Here is a 19,273-nt window from a genome sequence, read left to right as displayed (position 1 = left end):
CAGGGGGGTTTCCGGTATGCCGGGATCCTGGACTATCCCAGTGGGTGGACACCCCGGCCGGAAGCGGGGTGAACCTCCCGCGGGCTCGCCAGGACCGGTCCGGACTAGCCTCGGCGGGTGACCAGCCCCGCGACTCCCGCCCGCCCCCTGCGCGTCCCCGGCCTCGTGCTGACCGACCACCGGATCACGGTCCCGCTGGACCACGACGCCCCGGCCGGGCCCACGATCGAGGTGCACGCCCGCGAGGTGGCCGTGCCCGGCGGCGAGGACCGGCCCTACCTGCTGTTCCTCCAGGGCGGCCCGGGCGGGGAGTCACCGAGGCCGACGGGGCGTCCGCTCTCCCCCGGCTGGCTGGGTCGGGCGCTGCGCGAGTTCCGGGTGCTGCTGCTGGACCAGCGCGGCACCGGCCTGTCGACGGCGTACGGCGTGGGCGGGGGCGGGTCCGTCGCCGACCCGGCGGCCGACGCGGCGTACCTCACGCACTTCCGGGCCGACAGCATCGTCCGCGACGCCGAGGCGCTGCGCGAGCACCTCGGCGTACGTCGCTGGAGCCTGCTGGGGCAGTCGTTCGGCGGCTTCTGCGCCCTCCGCTACCTCAGCGCCCACCCCGACAGCGTGCGGGAGGCCTTCTTCACCGGCGGGCTGCCGCCGGTCGGTCGCGACCCGGCGGAGGTGTACGCCGCCACCTTCGCGAGCGTGCGCCGCCTCGACCTCGCCCACCACCGCCGCTTCCCCGGCGACGCCGAGCGGCTGCGCGAGCTGGTCGGCCTGGCCGACGCGGGCGAGGTCCTGCTGCCCGACGGCACCCCCGCCACCGCGCGGCTGCTGCGCACCATCGGCAACCAGCTCGGCATGGACGGCGGCTCGGAGGCGATCCACTACCTGCTCGAGCGCGACCACCGCTCCCCCGCCTTCGGTCACGACCTCGAGGGGATGCTGACCTTCGGCGGCCGCAACCCGCTCTACGCCGTCGTCCACGAGTCCTGCTACGCCGACGGCGGCGCCACCCGGTGGGCCGCCGACCGCGCCCAGCCCGAGGACGTCGCCGACCCGGCCTCGATCCTGCTCACGGGCGAGCACCTCTTCCCCTGGCACTTCGAGGACACCCCCGCCCTGCGCCCGTACGCCGAGGTCGCCGGCCTCCTCGCCGACCAGGACTGGCCCCGCCTGTACGACGCCGACGCCCTCGCCGCGACCGACGTGCCGTGCGCGGCGGCGATCTACGCCAACGACGCCTTCGTCGACCGCACCTTCTCCGAGGAGACGGCCGACCTGCTGCCCGGCATGCGCCCCTGGCTCAGCGACGAGCACCACCACAACGGCCTGCGCTCCGACGGCGACCGCATCCTCGACCGCCTGATCGGCCTCGCCCGCGGCACGATCTGACGCTCCCGCCGCCGACTCGCGGCGTACGCCGGTCGAGCAGCGAGCGCCAGCGAGCGTCGTCGAAACGACCCACGGCAGACCTCGAGTGCCACACCAGCGTCGTCCGGAACGCCCACTCACGACCCTGAGGTGGCACTCGACGCCCGGGACGCTCGTCGGACGAGGCCTGCCCGTCGGCGCAACGTGACCGCGTGTGTCGTACGTCGAGTGGAACACCAGCGTCCTCAGTCGAGCCGATCCACGACGCTGACGTTCCACTCAACCCTCGCAGCGCCCCGCTGGGCTCGCTCGACCCGAGTACCCACCCACGACCCCCACGTGGCACTCGACGGCCGAGAACGCCCCGAAGCGCCCCGCGCCCCCTTTCAGACCACGCTGAGCGGCAGCAGCTGCTGGCCCGTGGGGCCGATCTGGATGTCGGTGCCCATCTCGGGACAGACGCCGCAGTCGTAGCAGGGGGTCCAGCGGCAGTCTTCGACGTCGATCGAGTCGGCGTCGAGGGCGTCCTCCCAGTCCTGCCAGAGCCAGTCCTTGTCCAGCCCGGAGTCGAGGTGGTCCCAGGGGAGCACCTCGTCGTAGGTGCGCTCGCGGGTGGTGAACCAGTCGAGGTCGACGTCCGTGCCGGCCAGGCCGGACTCGGTGGCGGCGATCCAGCGGTCGTAGGAGAAGTGCTCGCTCCAGCCGTCGAACCGGCCGCCCGCGCGCCACACGTCCTCGATCACGCGACCCACGCGGCGGTCGCCCCGCGACAGCAGTCCCTCGATGATGCCGGGCTTGCCGTCGTGGTAGCGGAAACCGATCGCCCGGGCGAACTTCTTGTCCGAGCGCACCAGGTCGCGCAGCTTCTTGAGCCGGTCGTCGGTGGTGGCGACGTCGAGCTGCGGCGCCCACTGGAACGGCGTGTGCGGCTTGGGCACGAACCCGCCGATGGACACGGTGCAGCGGATGTCGTTGTGCCCGGTCACCTCGCGGCCCTTGGCGATCACCTTGCGGGCGAGGTCGGCGACCTGGAGGACGTCCTCGTCGGTCTCGGTCGGCAGCCCCACCATGAAGTAGAGCTTCACCTGCCGCCACCCGTGGGAGTACGCCGCCGCGACCGTGCGGATCAGGTCCTCCTCGGTGACCATCTTGTTGATCACCTTGCGCATCCGCTCCGACCCGCCCTCGGGGGCGAAGGTCAGCCCCGAGCGCCGCCCGTTGCGGGAGAACTCGTTGGCCAGGGTGATGTTGAAGGCGTCCACGCGCGTGCTGGGCAGCGAGAGCGAGACGTTGGAGCCCTCGTAGCGGTCGGCCAGGCCCTTGGCGACCTCGCCGATCTCGGTGTGGTCGGCGCTGGAGAGCGAGAGCAGCCCGACCTCCTCGAAGCCGGTCGAGCGGATGCCGTTCTCGACCATGTCCGCGATCGTGCTCAGCGAGCGCTCGCGCACCGGGCGAGTGATCATCCCGGCCTGGCAGAAGCGGCAGCCACGGGTGCAGCCGCGGAAGATCTCGACGCTGAAGCGCTCGTGCACGGTCTCGGCCAGGGGCACCAGCGGCTTGCGCGGGTAGGGCCAGGAGTCGAGGTCCATCAGCGTGTGCTTGCGCACCCGGTCGGGGACGCCGGGACGGTTGGGGGCCGTGGCCACGAGCCGACCGTCCGGGGCGTACGCCGCGTCGTAGAACGCCGGCACGTAGACGCCGCCGCTGGCCGCGAGCCGCAGCAGCAGGCCCTCGCGACCGCCGGGGCGACCCTCGCCCTTCCACTCGCGCACGACCTCGGTGATCGCGAGCACGACCTCCTCGCCGTCGCCGAGCACGGCCGCGTCGACGAAGTCGGCGATCGGCTCGGGGTTGAACGCCGAGTGGCCGCCGGCCAGCACGACCGGGTCGTCCTCGCCGCGGTCGGCGGCGTGCAGCGGGATGCCGGCCAGGTCCAGGGCGGTGAGCATGTTGGTGTAGCCGAGCTCGGTGGAGAAGGAGAGGCCGAAGACGTCGAAGTCGCGCAGGTTGCGGTGGCCGTCGACGGTGAACTGCGGGATGCCGTGCTCGCGCATGACGGCCTCCATGTCGGGCCACACGGCGTACGTCCGCTCGGCGATGGTCGCCTCGCGCTCGTTGAGGACCTCGTAGAGGATCTGGACGCCCTGGTTGGGCAGGCCGACCTCGTAGGCGTCGGGGTACATCAGCGCCCACCGGACCGTCGCGTCGTCGGGACCCCACTCCTTGCTCACCGAGTTGAGCTCGCCACCGACGTACTGGATGGGCTTGCTCACCGTCGGAAGCAGCGGCTCGAGCTGGGGGAAGAGCGACTCACCAGGTGAGACGGACATGTTCAACCTTCCACTATTCGGGGATAACCCACCTTACGTGTCCGCCCAGACACGGTTCCAACCCGAGCTTGATAGGGGGGTCGGGGGTGGCTGACTCTGCCCTGCCCTGGCGACCATCGCGCCGCCTCACGGTGCGCACGACGTTGATGCTGTGGCTGGTGTGCCTCGTGCTCACCCCTGTGGCGCTGCTGCTCCAGCTGAGCACCGCCTCGGGCGGTGAGATCAGCTCGCTGCGCCCGGCGGGCGTGCTCACCTTCTTGTGGCTGCTCGTGGCCTGGGTGCCCGGTGGCGAGCAGCGCTGGCCCCGGACGGCCATGACGCTGGTGATGTCGGGGGTGGTGCAGTACGCGACGTACCTCACACTCGGCCAGGACGTGCCGCTGGCCGCGCGGGCCTCGCTCGGTGCCGTCGTGCAGGCCGCGGTCACGCTGGCCTTCTACCGCTGGCGCACCGGCGACGACAACCTCACGCCGCACCGTCCCCGCGACGTGAGCGCGCTGGCCCAGGCCAGCCTCCTGGGCGCGGTCGTGGTCCTCCCCCTCGGTCCCGCGGCGGGCACGTGGATCACCAGCGACGCCTTCGACCTGCTGTGGTGGGTCGTGCTCAGCGCCGCCTGGGTCTTCGTGGGCTGCGCCTGCCTGCTGCTGCTGGTGACGCGACGCCCGCGCAGCGAGGCGATCCCGACCCGGATCATCGACGCCTACGGCCTGCTGCTGGTGACGGCCGCGTGCCTGGGCGCCGTGCTGACCTGGCGCGACCTCCCGCTCACCTGGATCGTGCTGCTGCCGGCGATCTGGGCCGGGCTGTCGCTGGGTCCGTGGAGCTCCGCGGCCTTCAGCCTCACCGGCACCCTGGCGGTGGTGGTCGTCCAGACCCTGCCCACCCTCTCGCGCAGCTACGACTCCGACGACCTCGTCACCGTGCTGGTGATGGACGCCCTGATGGCCTCCTTCGTCTTCACCGTGCTGCTGCTCAGCCTCGTCCGCGACCAGCGCGCGTTCCTCGCCGCCGAGGTCGTGCGCCACCGGCAGGAGGCCGTCGACCAGGCGGGCCTGCTCGGCACGGTCTTCGAGGCGATCAACGAGGCCCTGGTGCTGCTCGACGCCGACGGCACCGTGCTGCTCCACAACGGTGCCGCGGTCGACGTGCTGGGCCACGAGCGGCTGCGGTCCGAGCCCGCGCGCTGGCTGCGTCGGATGGGCGAGGCCTCGACGTTCACCTACCCCTTCAACCGCGACGGGTCCGAGGACGGCGTACGGATCCTGGCGGTGCAGCTCGCCCGGGTGCAGTACGCCGGGTCCAGCAGCGTCGTGGCCATCGTGCGCGACATCACCACCGAGCGGGCCCGCATCGAGGAGCTGGCCAGCTTCGCCGCCGTCGCCGCCCACGACCTGAAGAGCCCGCTGGCGGCCGTCCAGGGCTGGATCGAGGTGGCCCACGACGCGGTCGGCGAGGACCCGCGCACCGCCGAGGACGCCCTGACCCGGGGCCTGCAGGCGACCGGCCGGATGGCCCGCGAGATCGAGGACTGGCTGACCTACAACGTGGTCCGCGAGGGCAGCGTCCAGACCGAGGCCGTCGCGCTGCAACCGGTCGTCGAGGCGATCGCCGCGACCCACCCCGGAGCCGACTTCACCCTGGAGACCCCCGACGTCGTCCGCGCCGACCCCACCCTGCTCCAGCACCTGCTGGTCAACCTGATCGGCAACGCGGTCAAGTACTCCCTGCCCGGGGAGCAGGCGCGCGTGGCCGTGCGCAGCACCAGCCTGCCCGAGCGGGGGTGGGTCCACGTGCAGGTCGTCGACGCCGGGATCGGCATCCCGGCGGGCGAGGAGGCGGCGGTGTTCGAGCCGTTCCGTCGCGCCTCGACCGTGCAGGAGACCTACGACGGCTCCGGGCTGGGCCTGGCGTTGTGCAAGCGGATCGTGCGCCGCCACGGGGGCACCATCCGGGCCGTGCGCAACGAGGGCCCCGGCACCACGGTGACCGTCACGCTGCCCGCGGCCGACGGTGGGCGGCGCGACCAGGTGCCCACCCCGCGCCCGCCGTCTCCGTAGGCTTCGGGGCATGCGTGATCCCCACGACCGCCGTCTGAGCTGGACCGAGGTCGCGCCACCCGCGGCACTGGTGGCCCTCGCCGTCACCTGGGGCCGCACGCCCGGCGCCGTCGGGCTGGTCCTGGTCGCGGTGATGCTCGGCGCCGCCGTCCTGGCGGCGGTGCACCACGCCGAGGTGGTGGCCCACCGCGTGGGTGAGCCGTTCGGCTCGCTGGTGCTCGCGGTCGCGGTGACCGTGATCGAGGTCGCCCTGATCCTCACCCTGATGCTGGGCGGCGGGCCCGACGTCTCGACGCTGGCCCGCGACACCGTCTTCGCCGCGGTGATGATCACCTGCAACGGCATCGTGGGCCTGAGCCTGCTGGTCGGGGCGGTCAAGTTCGGGACCACCCAGTTCAACGCCGAGGGCACCGGCGGTGCGCTGGCCTGCGTGATCACGCTCGCCACCACCTGCCTGGTGCTGCCGAACTACACCACCACCACCCGCGGCCCGGAGTTCTCCGGCTCCCAGCTCACCTTCGTGGCGCTGGCCTCGCTGGCGCTCTACGCGCTGTTCGTGGTGACCCAGACCGTGCGGCACCGCGACTTCTTCCTGCCCGTCGGCACCGGCGGCGAGACCCTGCCCGAGGAGGACCACGCCGCGCGGCCCTCGGACCGGCGCACGTGGATCAGCCTGGGCCTGCTGCTGGTCTCGCTGGTGGCGGTCGTGGGCCTGGCCAAGATCGAGTCCAAGCCGATCGAGAAGGCCGTCAGCGGCGCCGGGCTCCCCCAGGCGGTCGTCGGCGTCGTGATCGCGCTGCTGGTGCTGCTCCCGGAGTCCATCGCCGCGATCAACGCCGCCCGCCGTGGCCGCACCCAGATCAGCCTCAACCTCGGGCTCGGCTCGGCGATGGCGAGCATCGGCCTGACCATCCCGACCATCGCGATCGCCACGATCTGGCTCGACGGCCCGCTCAACCTCGGCCTGGACCAGACCCACGTGGTCCTGCTCGCGCTGACCGCGGTGATCAGCGTGCTGACCGTGGTCCCGGGGCGCGCCACCCGGCTCCAGGGCGGCGTCCACCTGGTCGTGATGGCCGCCTACCTGGTGCTCTCGGTCCAGCCCTGAGACCGGCCGACGGGCAGCTGGCTCAGGTGCGGCGCAGGTCCCGGTGGTTGGCGCTGCCGCGCATGGCGATGTTCTGCAGCAGCCCCAGGGCCGCCATCGAGGCGAACATGGACGACCCGCCGTAGGAGACCAGCGGCAGGGGCACGCCGGTCACCGGCATGATCCCCAGGCACATCCCGACGTTCTGGAAGGTCTGGAAGGCGAACCAGCAGGCGATGCCCGCCGCGGCGACCCGGCCGAACATGTCCTCGGCCTGGCGCGAGATCGTCAGCGCCCGCCACAGCAGCACCGCGAAGAGCAGGATCAGCAGGCCCGCACCGACCAGCCCGAGCTCCTCGCCGGCGACGGTGAAGACGAAGTCGGTGTGCTGCTCGGGGACGAAGCGCGAGCGGGTCTGCGACCCACCGAAGAGGCCCTGGCCGAAGAGTCCGCCGTTGCCGATCGCGATCCGGGCCTGGGTGGTGTTGTAGCCCGCGCCCCGGGGGTCGAGCGCCGGGTTCGTGAAGGCCATGAAGCGGTTGATCTGGTACTGCTTGAGCAGGCCCGCCGAGATCGCCACGGTGGCCAGCGTCGCGCCGGACAGGAACAGCCCGATCAGCCAGCGACGGGGCGTGCCCGCGACGGCGAGGACGCCGAAGACGGTCGCCGAGAGCACCAGCATGGTGCCGAGGTCGGGCTGGGCGATGATCAGCAGCGCGGGCAGGCCGGCCACGGCGCCCATCAGGGCGACGTCGACCTTGCCGATCTCGCGGGTGCGGGCGCTCTCGGTGCGCTCGGCGATCACCATCGCCATCCCGATCACGACGGCGAGCTTGGCGAACTCCGCCGGCTGGATCGACATCCCGCCGATCACCAGCCACGACCGGGAGCCGTTGATGGTCGAGCCCATCACCAGCACCAGGAGCAGGCCGACCACGGAGCCGGCGTACACCAGGGGGGTGAGGATGCGGACCCACCGGTGGTCGGTCGCGGCCACCGCGACGCCCAGGACGATGCCGATCAGGATGTTGACCAGGTGCTTGTGGAGGTACGCCGTGGACTGGCCGCCGGTCAGCACGTCGTTGTGGGCCGTCGCGGACCACACCAGCAGCGTGCCGACGGCGGTGATCACGGCGGCCGAGCCCAGCAGGACCCAGTCCAGGCGGGGCACGGCCACCCGGGTGCGGGACACCGAGAGCCGGCTCATGGGCAGGACGGTCATCGTGCGGACCCCTTCCTCGAGGGCGGCAGGATCGAGCCGTCCGTGGCGAACGTCGGCAGCCCGGCGGGCGGGACGGTGCCGGGGATGGCCGCCTTCGCGGGCTTCACCTCGGAGCCGGTGATGCCGTAGAGGTGCTCCCAGATCTTGCGCACGGCCGGGCCGGAGGTTCCCGAGCCGGTGCCGCCCTGGGTGATCACCATGATGACGACGTAGTCCTTGGTGTAGGTCGCGACCCACGAGGTGCTCTGCTTGCCGTAGACCTCGGCCGAGCCGGTCTTGCCGCGCAGCACCACCTTGTCCAGCGGGAAGCCGCCGAACTTCCAGGCCAGGGTGCCCTCGCGCGGCGTGCCCTTGAGGGCGTTGTCGACGTAGGCCAGGGCCGCCTTGGAGGAGTGGATCCGGCGGGTCACCTTCGGGGCGATCTCCTTGATCAGCTTGCCGTCGGGGCTCACGATCGCCTTGGCGACCTGGGGCTCCATCAGCTTGCCGCCGTTGGACAGCGCCGAGTAGGCGCGGGCCAGCTGCAGGGGCGTGACCATCGTGTCGCCCTGGCCGATCACGTAGTTGACCGCGTCACCGGCCCGGTAGTTGTAGCCCTCGAGGCAGAACTCGTGGGCGAAGACGTGCAGGAAGTCGCGCTGCCCGGTCGTGTTCTGCTTGTCGACCTTGCAGTAGTAGCCCTTCATGGCCTTCCAGTAGGAGTACTTCCACTTCCGGTCCGCGATCCGGCCCGAGGCCTCGCCCGTGACGTCGCTGCCGGTGGTCTGGCCGAACCCGAAGTCCTTGGCCGTGTCGACCAGCGGGTCCTTGGCGTCCACGTTCGTCGGGTCGCTGCCGTACTTGTTCCAGTAGCTCAGGCCGACGCGGTAGAAGAACGTGTCGCAGGAGAGCTCCAGGGCCCGGGCGAAGGAGATGTACCCGTAGGAGGCCGACTCGTAGTTCTTGAACCAGCGGTTGCCGACCTGGAGACCCGAGGAGCAGTCCAGCGAGGTGTTCTGGGAGAAGCCGTTGTTCAGGGCGCCGACGGTCATGATCGGCTTCCACGTCGAGCCGGGGGCGTACTGGCCCTGGGTGGCGCGCGAGAGCAACGGGTCGCCGGAGTCCTTGCTGTAGAGCTTGGCCAGCTCCTTGCTGCTGATGCCGCCTGACCACACCGTCGGGTCGTACGTCGGCTGGCTGGCCAGGGCGACGATGCGACCGGTCTTGGCCTCCATCACGACCGCGGCGCCGCTGTCGGCGACGTAGTTCTTCCCCGTCACCTTGTCGAAGGTGCCGCGCGCGGTCATCATCGCGCCGTGCAGCTGCTTCTCGACGTAGGCCTGCACGTCGGCGTCGATCGAGGTGACGAGCGTGTCACCGGGCTTGGGGTCGACCTTGCCGGACTCCCCGAGCACGCGGCCCATCGAGTCGACCGCGACCTGGGTGTAGCCCGGCGTGCCGCGCAGGTAGCGGTCGTAGGCCTTCTCCACACCGGCCCGGCCCACCACGGAGGCGCCGTTGAGCGAGGTGTCGTCGTCCTTCTTGGCGGTGTCGAGCTCGCCCTGGGTGATCGGGCTCAGGTAGCCCAGGACGTGCGCGCCGTTCACGCCGTACGGCGAGGGGTAGGCGCGCACGCTGTCCTGCTGGGCCAGCACGCCGGGGAACTCCTCGGACTGCTCGAGCAGCTTGACCGCGATCTTCTGGCGCACGTCGCGCGCGACCGGGACGGGCTGGTAGGGCGAGCCGTTCCAGCAGGTGCCCTTGGCCGACCCGGGCGCACCGCAGGACAGGATCCGGGCCTGGATGGCGGCGACCGGCTCGTGGACGACGGTGGAGAGCCGACGCAGCGTGCGGTCGCGGGTGGCGCTGTCGAGCTTGCCGAACAGCGTGCGGTCGATGCTGACCACCCAGCTGGCCCGGTTGGCCACCAGCGGTCGACCCTGGTCGTCGACGATCAGGCCGCGGGCGGGCTGCTGGACGACGTCGCGCACGGACTGGTGCGCGGCCGCGGTCTGGTAGTCCTCACCGGTCGCGACCTGCATGTACCACAGCCGCGTGAAGAGGGTGAAGAAGAGCGAGAGCACCAACGCCTGCACGACGAACAGGCGCAGCCTGCTCTTGTGCGCGGCGTCGGGGCGGATGAAGGCGGCAGCCATGGTGGTCCGGGGGTCCTCGGTCAGCCCGGCCTAGAAGGCCGGCTCGGTGGTGCGGGTGCGGGTGCGGTCGAACAGCGCGAGCAGCGGCGGCAGCAGGAGCGGGGTCACGGCGACGTCCCACAGCAGGGCGATGCCGACGACCTGGAGCACCTGGCCCGCGGGGAGCGCGTGGTCCCCGAGCAGCTGACCGGTCAGCGCGAAGACCGACGTGGCCACGAACGAGCACACCGCGACGGTGAGCATCCCGGCCACGGGGCTGCGGCGGGCGTCGGCCCGCACGCGCCCGGCGAGCACCGCGACGAGCACGAAGGCCAGCGCCCAGCGGCCGGCGACGTGGTCGGCCGGCGGGGCGAGGTCGAGGAGCAGGCCGGCGGCGAAGCCGACCACCGCGCCGGTCTGCGGACCGCGCGCGATCGAGGCCGCGACCACGACCAGCAGGGCCAGGTTGGGCACGACGCCGTTGACCGAGAACAGGCTGAACACGGCCACCTGGAGCACGACCGCCAGCAGCACGACCAGGGTCACCAGACCGGTGCGGGAGAGGTTCATCGTCGGCCTCCGGTGCCGTTGAGGACGGTGCGGTCGCCCGTGGTCGTCTTCGGCACCACGACCCCGACGACGTCGAGGGAGGTGAAGTCGACGTACGGGTCGATCACGGCGTGCTTGGCCAGCTCGCGCGGGGTGGAGTAGACGGACTCGACCTTGCCGATCGGGATGCCGGCGACGTACGGCTTGCCGCCCTGGCTGCCCCAGGTGACCACGACGTCCCCGGCGGCCGGGGTCACCGAGCGGTCGAGCAGGTCCATGTCGAGGCGGCCGCGCTGGCCGGTGACGCCGCGGCCCCGCAGGAAGCCGATCTCCATGCTGGAGCCCAGGCGTCCGCCCACGACCGACTCGGTGTCGAGGACGAGGAGCACGGTGGCGGTGCTGCGCGTGGCGCTGACCACCCGGCCCACCAGGCCGTCGTTGTTCAGCACCGTCATGTCCTTGCGGATCCCCGAGGAGGTCCCGGCGTCGATCGTCACGGTGCGGGAGAAGGACTGCATCGGCCCCATGCCGACCACGCGCGCGGCGACCAGCGCGTAGCCGGTCTGGTTGGCGGTGCGGGTCAGGCCGTCGAGCTCGGCGAGCCGGTTGCGGTCGAGCGGGGTCTGCTCCACCTCCGAGCGCAGGCGCGAGTTCTGCGCCGAGAGCCGGGCCACGTCCGAGCGCAGGGAGTCGTTGGAGCTGAAGTAGTCCAGGGTGTCGCGCACCGGGCGCACGGCGGAGGCGGTGCCGGACTCCACCGGGCCGATCACGCTGGCCACGGCCGAGCGGGCCGGGCCGATCGGCGAGGAGTCCCCACCGGCGGCGTCGACGGTGATCACCGCCACCGAGGCGGCGGCCAGGAGGCCCACGACCAGGGCCGAGGAGGTGCCCCGCTGCCGGCCGAAGCCGGTGCGGTCGTCGTCGTCGAGGCGCGGCCGGCGCCCGATCGCGCCACCCGAGCGCAGGCTGCGCAACCGCTTCTGGTCGCGCGTCATCGGCGGCGGTCCGAGACCAGGACCTGCTGGAGGGCCTCGAACTCCTCGATGCACTTGCCGGCCCCGAGCGCGACCGAGGTCAGCGGGTCGCGGGCGACGTGCACGGGCATGTCGGTCTCGTGGCGGATCCGCTCGTCGAGGCCCATCAGGAGGGCGCCGCCGCCGGTGAGCACGATGCCGCGGTCCATGATGTCGCCGGCCAGCTCGGGCGGGGTCTGGTCCAGGGTGGTGCGGACCGCGTCGACGATGGCGTGCAGCTGCTCCTCGATCGCGCGGCGGATCTCGCTGCTGGAGACCGTCACCGTGCGGGGCAGGCCCGAGACCATGTCGCGTCCGCGCACCTCGGCCTGGCGCTCCTGGGGCAGGGGGTACGCCGACCCCAGCGTCATCTTGATCTCCTCGGCGGTGCGCTCCCCCAGCATCAGGGAGTGCTCCTTCTTCATCCACGCCACGATCGCGCCGTCGAGCTCGTCGCCCGCGGTGCGCACGCTCAGGGTGGTGACGAGGCCGCCGAGGGAGATCACGGCCACCTCGGTGGTGCCGCCGCCGATGTCGACGACCATGTTGCCGGTCGCCTCGTGCACGGGCAGGCCGGCGCCGATGGCCGCGGCCATCGGCTCCTCGATGATGTAGACCCGTCGACCGCCGGCCTGGTAGCCGGCCTCCTTGACGGCGCGCTGCTCCACCGCGGTCACGCCGCTGGGCACGCAGATGATCATCCGCGGCTTGGCGAAGTAGCGCCGGCGGTGGACCTGCTGGATGAAGTGGCGCAGCATCTCCTCGGTCGCGTCGAGGTCGGCGATGACGCCGTCCTTGAGCGGCCGGATGGCCGTGATGCCGTCGGGGGTGCGCCCGATCATCCGCTTCGCCTCGTGGCCGACCGCGAGGATCTCGTGGGTCTGGGTGTTCATCGCCACGACGGAGGGCTCGTCGACGAGCACGCCCCGGCCGCGGACGTAGACGAGCGTGTTCGCCGTGCCGAGATCGACCGCCATGTCGCGGCCGATGAGACTGTTGGCCATCGGTGTCGCCTCGCTGCTGCAGTGGTCTGAGGAAGGCGGGTCGGTGACCAGCACCCACCCGTCCTGCGAAGCCTAGGTACGTCGAGGCACCCAGCCGCGACGACACGCTGCGAGCGGAGTGGCCGATGTGACCCGTGTGACCGGGCGGCCGCGTCCGGGGCCTCAGGTCGGGAGGCTCACCCGGGGGCGGGGACTACAGGTGGGGGAACCAGAGCCCGATCTCGCGGGTGGCCGACTCCTCGCCATCCGAGCCGTGCACGAGGTTCTCGCGGTTGCTCAGCGACAGGTCGCCGCGGATGGTGCCCGGGGCCGCCTTGCGGCCGTCGGTGGCGCCGTTGAGGCCGCGCACGACCTCGATCGCCTCGTCGCCCTCGAGCACGAGGGCCACCAGCGGGCCGCTGGTGACGAACTCGCGCAGCGGCGGGTAGAAGTCGCGCTCGACGTGCTCGGCGTAGTGCGCGTCGGCCTGGGCCGCGTCGATGTGGCGCTGCTCCAGGGCCACGATCGTGAGGCCCTTGGCCTCGAAGCGGGACAGGATCTCGCCCACCAGCCCGCGACGCACGGCGTCGGGCTTGAGCAGGACGAGGGTGCGCTGGGTGGGCGTCTGAGCGGACATGGGCGTCAACCTAGCCGACCCTGGCCCGACGGGGCTCCCGGGTAGTTCCCGGTGCGCTCCCACTCGGCGCGCTCGCGCTCGATCTTGCGGCCCAGGAAGTACGCCGTGGCCCACAGCGCGAGGAAGACGCCGCCGACGACGTACATGGTGGAGACCTGGATCCCCACCAGGACCGCGGCGACCTGGATGGCCCAGCCCAGGGCGTAGGCCCACGGGGCGCGCAGCAGCCCGGCGACCACCAGGCAGGCCACGGCCAGGCCCAGCCCGATGACCAGGCCGGCCCCCGCGGAGACCCCGGCCACCGAGATCAGCACCGGGGCGCTCAGCCCGAAGGCGATCGCTTCGAGGGTCAGGATCGCCGCGCACAACCGCCGCTGCATCAGTCCCGCTCCCCGTCCTCGGGCTCGTCGCCGTCGTCGGGATCGTCCTGCTCCTGCTGGTGGCGGAGCAGGCCGCTCATCGGGTCGCCGTCGCCCTCGCCGTCCCAGCCGTCGATCTCGTCCCCCAGCTCGTCGAGGTCCTCGAGGCCCGTCGGGACCGCCACCGCGGTGGGGATGACCGGCGAGCCGAGCCGCGAGCCGTCGTCGCGGCGGCGGGGCCGCAGCAGGGCGCGGGCCTCCCCCACGGTGACGACCGAGCCCGTGACCAGGACGCCGCCGGAGCCGATCGCCTCGCCGCTGTCGCCGCCGACCTCGGCCAGGGTCGCGGCCTCCTCGATCGCGTCCGCCAGGGAGGCGGCCACGCTGACGCGGTCGCGGCCGAAGATGCCTCGCGCCTCCTCGGCCAGGTCCTCGGCCGACAGCGAGCGGTCGGAGGAGTTCTGGGTGCACACCACGTGCGCCAGGGCGGGCTCGAGCTCGGCGAGCAGCGCTTCGTGGTCCTTGTCGGCCATCACGCCGAGCACCCCGATCAGCGGGGAGAAGGTGAAGGAGTCCTCGAGCGCGTTCACCAGGGCCGTGGCGCCGTGGGGGTTGTGCGCGGCGTCGAGCACGACCGTGGGCGAGCGACGGATGATCTCCAGCCGCCCCGGCGAGGTGACCGCGGCGAACGCCTCGGCCACGACCTCGCCGGCCAGTGGCTCGGTGCCGCCGACGAAGGCCTCGACCGCGGCCAGCGCCAGGGCCGCGTTCTGGGCCTGGTGCGCGCCGTACAGCGGCAGGAAGACCTCTTCGTAGGAGGCCCGCAGGCCCTGGAGGCCGAGCACCTGTCCCCCGACCGCCGGGACCCGGCTGGTGACGCCGAAGTCGAGGCCCTCGCGCAGGAGCGTCGCGCCGACCTCGGCGCAGCGCTCGAGCAGCACGGCGGTGACGTCCTCGGACTGCACCGCGCTGATGACGGTGGCGCCGGGCTTGACGATGCCGACCTTCTCGCGGGCGATCTGGGCCGGGGTGTCCCCGAGGTACGCCGCGTGGTCGACCGCGATCGGGGTGAGCACCGCGACGTCGGCGTCGACCACGTTGGTGGCGTCCCAGGTGCCGCCCATGCCGACCTCGACGACGGCCACGTCGACCGGGGCGTCGGCGAAGGCGGCGTACGCCATCGCCACGACGGTCTCGAAGAACGACAGCGGGTGGTCGCTCTCGGCGTCGACCAGGGAGAGGTACGGCGCCACGTCGTTGAAGGCCCGCACGAAGGTGTCCTCGTCGACCGGCTCGCCGTCCAGGCTGATCCGCTCGGTCATCGACTCCAGGTGGGGGCTGGTGAAGCGGCCCACCCGCAGCCCGAGGGCCACGACCAGCGCCTCGACCATCCGCGCCGTCGAGGTCTTGCCGTTGGTGCCGGTCAGGTGCACCACGGGGTAGGCGCGCTGGGGGTCGCCGAGCACCTCGGTCAGCGCCTGGATCCGGTCCAGGCTCGGCTCGAGGCGGCTCTCGGGCCAGCGGCTGAGCAGGGCGTCGGTCACCTCGTCGTAGGTCTCGGCGAGGCGGCCCGAGGGAGCGGGCGTGGGCGGGGGCGGGGTCTGGTCCATCGGGGTCGAGTCTAGGCGGGACGCACGCACGCCGGTCCCGCCCGCCTGTTCAGGCGTCGGCCACCTGCCGTTCGCCCCGCCGACCGCCGGACCGAGCAGGTTGGCGGGGGTGCCGGACCGCGTCCGGACCCGACCCACCCCGCAGCCCACCCACCTCTCGGAGGCCCCGTGCACCGCCGCGCCCTGACCGTCCTGTCCGTCCTCGCCGCCGCGCCGCTGGTGGCCTCGCTCGCCGCGACCCCGTCGTACGCCGCCCCGGGTGGTGGGGCCGGCCGGCACCACCACACCCCCGCGCCGTACACCTTCGCGGTGATCGGCGACGTGCCCTACGGCGACGCCGCCCAGGCGCACTTCCCCACCTTCATCGCCGGGATCAACGACGACCCCGACGTCGCGGCCGTCACCCACCTGGGCGACATCAAGAGCGGCTCGACCACCTGCGACGACGCGCGCTTCGCCGAGGTCCGACGCGACTTCGGCCTCTTCACCGACCCGCTGCACTACACGCCCGGCGACAACGAGTGGACCGACTGCCACCGCGCCAACAACGGCGCCTACCAGCCGCTCGAGCGGCTCGCGAAGGTCCGCCAGCTGTTCTTCGCCCGCCCCGACCGCACCCTGGGCGCGTCCCGTCCCGTCACCAGCCAGGCCCGCCGCGGCGTCCCGGAGAACCAGCGCTGGGTCGCCGGCGGGCTCTCCTTCGCCACCCTGCACGTGGTCGGCAGCAACGACGACCTCAACCCCTGGACCGGGATCGGGAACACCACCGCGACCCCCGAGCAGGTCCGCGAGGAGCACCACCGCATGGCCGCCGCGATCGCCAACGTGCGCGCGGCGTACGCCGACGCCCGCCGCCACCACCGGCGCGCGGTCGTCCTGATGCAGCAGGCCGACATGTTCGACCCCACCGTCACCGACCCGCAGGCTTCCGACTACTCCGCGTTCAAGCCGCTGGTGCAGGCCCTGGTCACCGAGTCGCGGCGCTTCGACGGCGCCACCTACCTCTTCAACGGCGACTCCCACCGGTTCAACCAGGACCGCCCGCTGGCCGCCGGCTCCCCTTGGCTGGCCTTCTACGGCGTGAAGGGCTCCTCGGACGACCTGCGCCGCGTCACCGTCGACGGCTCGGACCGCGGCGAGACCGACTGGCTCAAGGTCCGCACGGTGCCCGCCCAGCGCCCGCACCGCGCCAGCGACCCCGTCCTGTCCTTCGAGCAGGTCCCCGGACGCTGAGGTCCGCGTGCGGGGCGGGGGGATCTCGTTTCCTCCCGCCCCGCACGGCTACGTAGAGTTCGCCCCATGACTGCGCAGCCCACGACCGACCGGACCGGCGAGACGACCGCACCTCCTGCGGCCGCCGTACCCGACCGGCCCGTGCTCGAGGGCCTGGAGGACACCTGGGCCGGCCGCTGGAAGGCGCAGGACACCTACGCCTTCGACCGCACCCAGCCGCGCTCGAACGTCTACTCCATCGACACCCCGCCGCCGACCGTCTCCGGGTCGCTGCACGTGGGCCACGTCTTCTCCTACACCCACACCGACCTGGTCGCCCGCTTCCAGAGGATGCAGGGCAAGTCGGTGTTCTACCCGATGGGCTGGGACGACAACGGCCTGCCCACCGAGCGCCGGGTGCAGAACTACTTCGGCGTCCGCTGCGACCCCTCGCTGCCCTACCAGGCCGACTTCACCCCGCCGGAGAAGCCGGACCCCAAGAAGCAGGTGCCGATCAGCCGGCCCAACTTCATCGAGCTCTGCGAACGCCTGGTCGAGCAGGACGAGCAGGTCTTCGAGAGCCTGTGGCGCACGCTCGGCCTCTCGGTGGACTGGAAGCAGCACTACACGACCATCGGCCCGAAGGCCCAGAAGGTCAGCCAGCGCGCGTTCCTGCGCAACTTCGCCCGCGGGGAGGCCTACCTCCAGGAGGCGCCCACCCTGTGGGACGTCACCTTCCAGACCGCGGTCGCCCAGGCCGAGCTCGAGGCGCGGGAGTACGCCGGTGCCTACCACCGGGTCGCGTTCCACACCCCCGGGGGCCCCGAGGGCCCCGGGGGCCCCGAGAGCGCGGTCCACATCGAGACCACCCGGCCCGAGCTGATCCCGAGCGTGGTCGCGCTGATCGCCCACCCCGACGACGAGCGCTACCAGCACCTGTTCGGCACCACGGTCACCTCGCCGGTCTTCGGGGTCGAGATCCCGGTCGTGGCCCACGCCGCCGCCGAGATGGACAAGGGCTCCGGCCTGGTCATGTGCTGCACCTTCGGCGACCTCACCGACGTCACCTGGTGGCGCGAGCTGCAGCTGCCGGTGCGCACGGTCGTGGGCCGCGACGGCCGCCTGACCCGCGAGACGCCCGCCTGGCTGACCTCGGACGCCGCGTCGTCGGCGTACGCCGAGCTGGCCGGGAAGACCACCTTCAGCGCCCGCGAGGCGATGGTGGGGCTGCTGCGCGCGAGCGGCGACCTCGAGGGCGAGCCCAAGCCGACGCAGCGGATGGCCAACTTCTACGAGAAGGGCGACAAGCCGCTCGAGATCGTGGCCACCCGGCAGTGGTACATCACCAACGGCGGCCGCGACGCCGACGTGCGCGCCGAGATGCTCGAGCGCGGCGCCGAGGTCAGCTGGGTGCCGGCCCACATGAAGCACCGCTTCGACAACTGGGTCGGTGGCCTCAACGGCGACTGGCTGATCTCGCGCCAGCGCTTCTTCGGCATCCCGTTCCCGGTCTGGTACTCCCTCGACGACGAGGGCGAGCCCGACTACGACCACCCGCTGCTGCCGCGCGAGGAGCAGCTGCCGGTCGACCCCTCCACGCAGGCGCCCTCGGGCTACGCCGAGGACCAGCGCGGGCGGCCCGGCGGCTTCGTCGGCGACCCCGACGTCATGGACACCTGGGCCACGTCCTCCCTCACCCCGCAGATCGCCGGCGGCTGGGAGGAGGACCCCGACCTGTTCGAGCGGGTCTTCCCGATGGACCTGTGCACCCACGCCCACGACATCATCCGGACCTGGCTGTTCTCCCGCGTCGTGCGCGCCCACTTCGAGAACCACGCGGCGCCGTGGAGCCACGCCTTGATCTCCGGCTTCATCGTGGACCCCGACCGCAAGAAGATGAGCAAGTCCAAGGGCAACGTGGTCGTGCCCTCCGACGTCCTGGACAAGTACGGCGCCGACGCCGTCCGCTGGCGCGCCGCGATGGCCCGTCCGGGTCTGGACTCGCCCTTCGACGAGACCCAGATGAAGGTCGGCCGTCGGCTGGCGATGAAGATCCTCAACGTCTCCAAGTTCGTCCTGGGCGGCGTGGGCGCCGACTCCTTCGACCCCGCCCTGGTCACCGAGCCGGTCGACCGCGCCCTCGTGGCCAAGCTCGCCGGCACCGTGACCGAGGCGACCCGCGCGTTCTCGGCGTACGACTACACCTCGGCGCTGGAGACCTCGGAGCGGTTCTTCTGGGACTTCTGCGACGACTTCGTCGAGCTGGTCAAGGAGCGGGCGTACGCCGAGGCCGACTCCCCCGAGCGCGCCTCGGCCCGCTCGACCCTGGCCCTGGCCCTGCACGTCCAGCTGCGGCTGCTCGCGCCGTTCCTGCCCTTCGTGACCGAGGAGTCCTGGTCGTGGTGGCAGGCGGGCTCGGTGCACCTGCAGGCGTGGCCGACGACCGCGGAGCTCGGGGACGCCGCCGGCGCGGACCCGACCGCCGTCGAGGCCGTGGCCGCGGTGCTGGCCGGCATCCGCGGCGCCAAGTCGAGCGCCAAGGTCGGCATGCGCACCCCCGTGCTGCACGCCGTGGTCCGCGGCCCCGCGGCCGCGCTCGACGCGGTCCGCGCGGCCGAGCGCGACCTGCGCGCGGTCGGCTCGATCACCGGCGACCTCGAGCTGGTGCCGGGCGAGACCGCCGACGTGACCGTCGAGGCCACCCTCGGCGACCCGCCCCCCAAGCGCTGAGGCCG

The 19,273-nt window shown here is 72.4% G+C and carries 14 protein-coding genes; 5 read left to right on the top strand and 9 right to left on the bottom strand.

Annotated features, from left to right (window positions below):
- The first annotated feature begins 117 nt into the window (after positions 1–117).
- A complete protein-coding gene (locus ACYVDA_RS06945) occupies positions 118–1,386 on the top strand; it encodes an alpha/beta fold hydrolase (RefSeq protein ID WP_460816448.1) in 1,269 nt (422 codons plus the stop codon).
- A gap of 365 nt (positions 1,387–1,751) precedes the next feature.
- Here ACYVDA_RS06945 and ACYVDA_RS06940 read toward each other — a convergent pair whose 3' ends face one another.
- Positions 1,752–3,695, bottom strand: coding sequence for a TIGR03960 family B12-binding radical SAM protein (locus ACYVDA_RS06940; RefSeq protein WP_460816445.1), 1,944 nt, complete (start codon positions 3,693–3,695; stop codon positions 1,752–1,754).
- 86 nt (positions 3,696–3,781) lie between these two features.
- On the opposite strand from ACYVDA_RS06940, the gene ACYVDA_RS06935 reads away from it, so the two are divergent.
- Complete coding sequence (locus ACYVDA_RS06935) at positions 3,782–5,752, top strand: ATP-binding protein (protein WP_460816443.1); 1,971 nt, start codon at positions 3,782–3,784, stop codon at positions 5,750–5,752.
- Between the two features lie 10 nt (positions 5,753–5,762).
- Complete coding sequence (locus ACYVDA_RS06930; protein WP_460816441.1) at positions 5,763–6,860, top strand: calcium:cation antiporter; 1,098 nt, start codon at positions 5,763–5,765, stop codon at positions 6,858–6,860.
- A gap of 22 nt (positions 6,861–6,882) precedes the next feature.
- Here the strand turns inward: ACYVDA_RS06930 and rodA are convergent, their stop codons facing one another.
- The 8 genes from rodA to ACYVDA_RS06890 form a co-directional block, all read right to left on the bottom strand.
- Positions 6,883–8,061: a rod shape-determining protein RodA gene (gene rodA, locus ACYVDA_RS06925; protein WP_460816439.1), complete on the bottom strand. Its 1,179-nt coding sequence runs from the start codon at positions 8,059–8,061 to the stop codon at positions 6,883–6,885.
- Entirely contained in the window at positions 8,058–10,196 is a 2,139-nt protein-coding gene (mrdA, locus tag ACYVDA_RS06920) for a penicillin-binding protein 2 (RefSeq protein WP_460816436.1), read from the bottom strand. Before mrdA ends, rodA begins: the two co-directional genes overlap by 4 nt.
- A gap of 30 nt (positions 10,197–10,226) precedes the next feature.
- Entirely contained in the window at positions 10,227–10,745 is a 519-nt protein-coding gene (mreD, locus tag ACYVDA_RS06915; protein ID WP_460816434.1) for a rod shape-determining protein MreD, read from the bottom strand.
- Positions 10,742–11,719 (bottom strand): rod shape-determining protein MreC, encoded by a 978-nt coding sequence (mreC, locus tag ACYVDA_RS06910; protein ID WP_460816431.1) that lies wholly within the window; start codon positions 11,717–11,719, stop codon positions 10,742–10,744. The genes mreD and mreC overlap by 4 nt, the downstream gene beginning before the upstream one ends.
- Positions 11,716–12,741: a rod shape-determining protein gene (locus ACYVDA_RS06905; RefSeq protein ID WP_460816429.1), complete on the bottom strand. Its 1,026-nt coding sequence runs from the start codon at positions 12,739–12,741 to the stop codon at positions 11,716–11,718. The genes mreC and ACYVDA_RS06905 overlap by 4 nt, the downstream gene beginning before the upstream one ends.
- Before the next feature lie 193 nt (positions 12,742–12,934).
- Entirely contained in the window at positions 12,935–13,357 is a 423-nt protein-coding gene (ndk, locus tag ACYVDA_RS06900) for a nucleoside-diphosphate kinase (RefSeq protein ID WP_460816427.1), read from the bottom strand.
- A 5-nt stretch (positions 13,358–13,362) separates the two neighbouring features.
- Positions 13,363–13,737 carry a DUF4233 domain-containing protein gene (locus ACYVDA_RS06895; protein ID WP_460816425.1) on the bottom strand — a complete coding sequence of 125 codons (375 nt, stop codon included), beginning with the start codon at positions 13,735–13,737 and terminating at the stop codon, positions 13,363–13,365.
- On the bottom strand, positions 13,737–15,326 hold the full coding sequence (locus tag ACYVDA_RS06890) for a bifunctional folylpolyglutamate synthase/dihydrofolate synthase (RefSeq protein WP_460816423.1): 1,590 nt from the start codon (positions 15,324–15,326) through the stop codon (positions 13,737–13,739). Before ACYVDA_RS06890 ends, ACYVDA_RS06895 begins: the two co-directional genes overlap by 1 nt.
- A 168-nt stretch (positions 15,327–15,494) precedes the next feature.
- Between ACYVDA_RS06890 and ACYVDA_RS06885 the strand changes: the two genes are divergently transcribed.
- Positions 15,495–16,559 carry a hypothetical protein gene (locus tag ACYVDA_RS06885; protein WP_460816421.1) on the top strand — a complete coding sequence of 355 codons (1,065 nt, stop codon included), beginning with the start codon at positions 15,495–15,497 and terminating at the stop codon, positions 16,557–16,559.
- Positions 16,560–16,625: 66 nt separating this feature from the next.
- The gene (valS, locus tag ACYVDA_RS06880) at positions 16,626–19,268 is read left to right on the top strand and encodes a valine--tRNA ligase (RefSeq protein WP_460816419.1); all 2,643 of its coding nucleotides are present in this window, start codon (positions 16,626–16,628) and stop codon (positions 19,266–19,268) included.
- The last annotated feature ends 5 nt before the right edge of the window (positions 19,269–19,273 follow it).

It is taken from the genome of Nocardioides korecus (assembly GCF_054778395.1).
Note: the sequence above shows the minus strand (reverse complement) of the source record. Positions and strands in the feature narration are given on the sequence as shown.

Bases quoted from the DNA above. Each gene is read 5' to 3' on its own strand.
- ACYVDA_RS06940 (WP_460816445.1), bottom strand. From the start codon at position 3,695: ATGTCCGTCTCACCTGGTGAGTCGCTCTTCCCCCAGCTCGAGCCGCTG.
- ACYVDA_RS06930 (WP_460816441.1), top strand. From the start codon at position 5,763: ATGCGTGATCCCCACGACCGCCGTCTGAGCTGGACCGAGGTCGCGCCA.
- rodA (WP_460816439.1), bottom strand. From the start codon at position 8,061: ATGACCGTCCTGCCCATGAGCCGGCTCTCGGTGTCCCGCACCCGGGTG.
- mrdA (WP_460816436.1), bottom strand. From the start codon at position 10,196: ATGGCTGCCGCCTTCATCCGCCCCGACGCCGCGCACAAGAGCAGGCTG.
- mreD (WP_460816434.1), bottom strand. From the start codon at position 10,745: ATGAACCTCTCCCGCACCGGTCTGGTGACCCTGGTCGTGCTGCTGGCG.
- mreC (WP_460816431.1), bottom strand. From the start codon at position 11,719: ATGACGCGCGACCAGAAGCGGTTGCGCAGCCTGCGCTCGGGTGGCGCG.
- ACYVDA_RS06905 (WP_460816429.1), bottom strand. From the start codon at position 12,741: ATGGCCAACAGTCTCATCGGCCGCGACATGGCGGTCGATCTCGGCACG.
- ndk (WP_460816427.1), bottom strand. From the start codon at position 13,357: ATGTCCGCTCAGACGCCCACCCAGCGCACCCTCGTCCTGCTCAAGCCC.
- ACYVDA_RS06895 (WP_460816425.1), bottom strand. From the start codon at position 13,737: ATGCAGCGGCGGTTGTGCGCGGCGATCCTGACCCTCGAAGCGATCGCC.
- ACYVDA_RS06890 (WP_460816423.1), bottom strand. From the start codon at position 15,326: ATGGACCAGACCCCGCCCCCGCCCACGCCCGCTCCCTCGGGCCGCCTC.
- valS (WP_460816419.1), top strand. From the start codon at position 16,626: ATGACTGCGCAGCCCACGACCGACCGGACCGGCGAGACGACCGCACCT.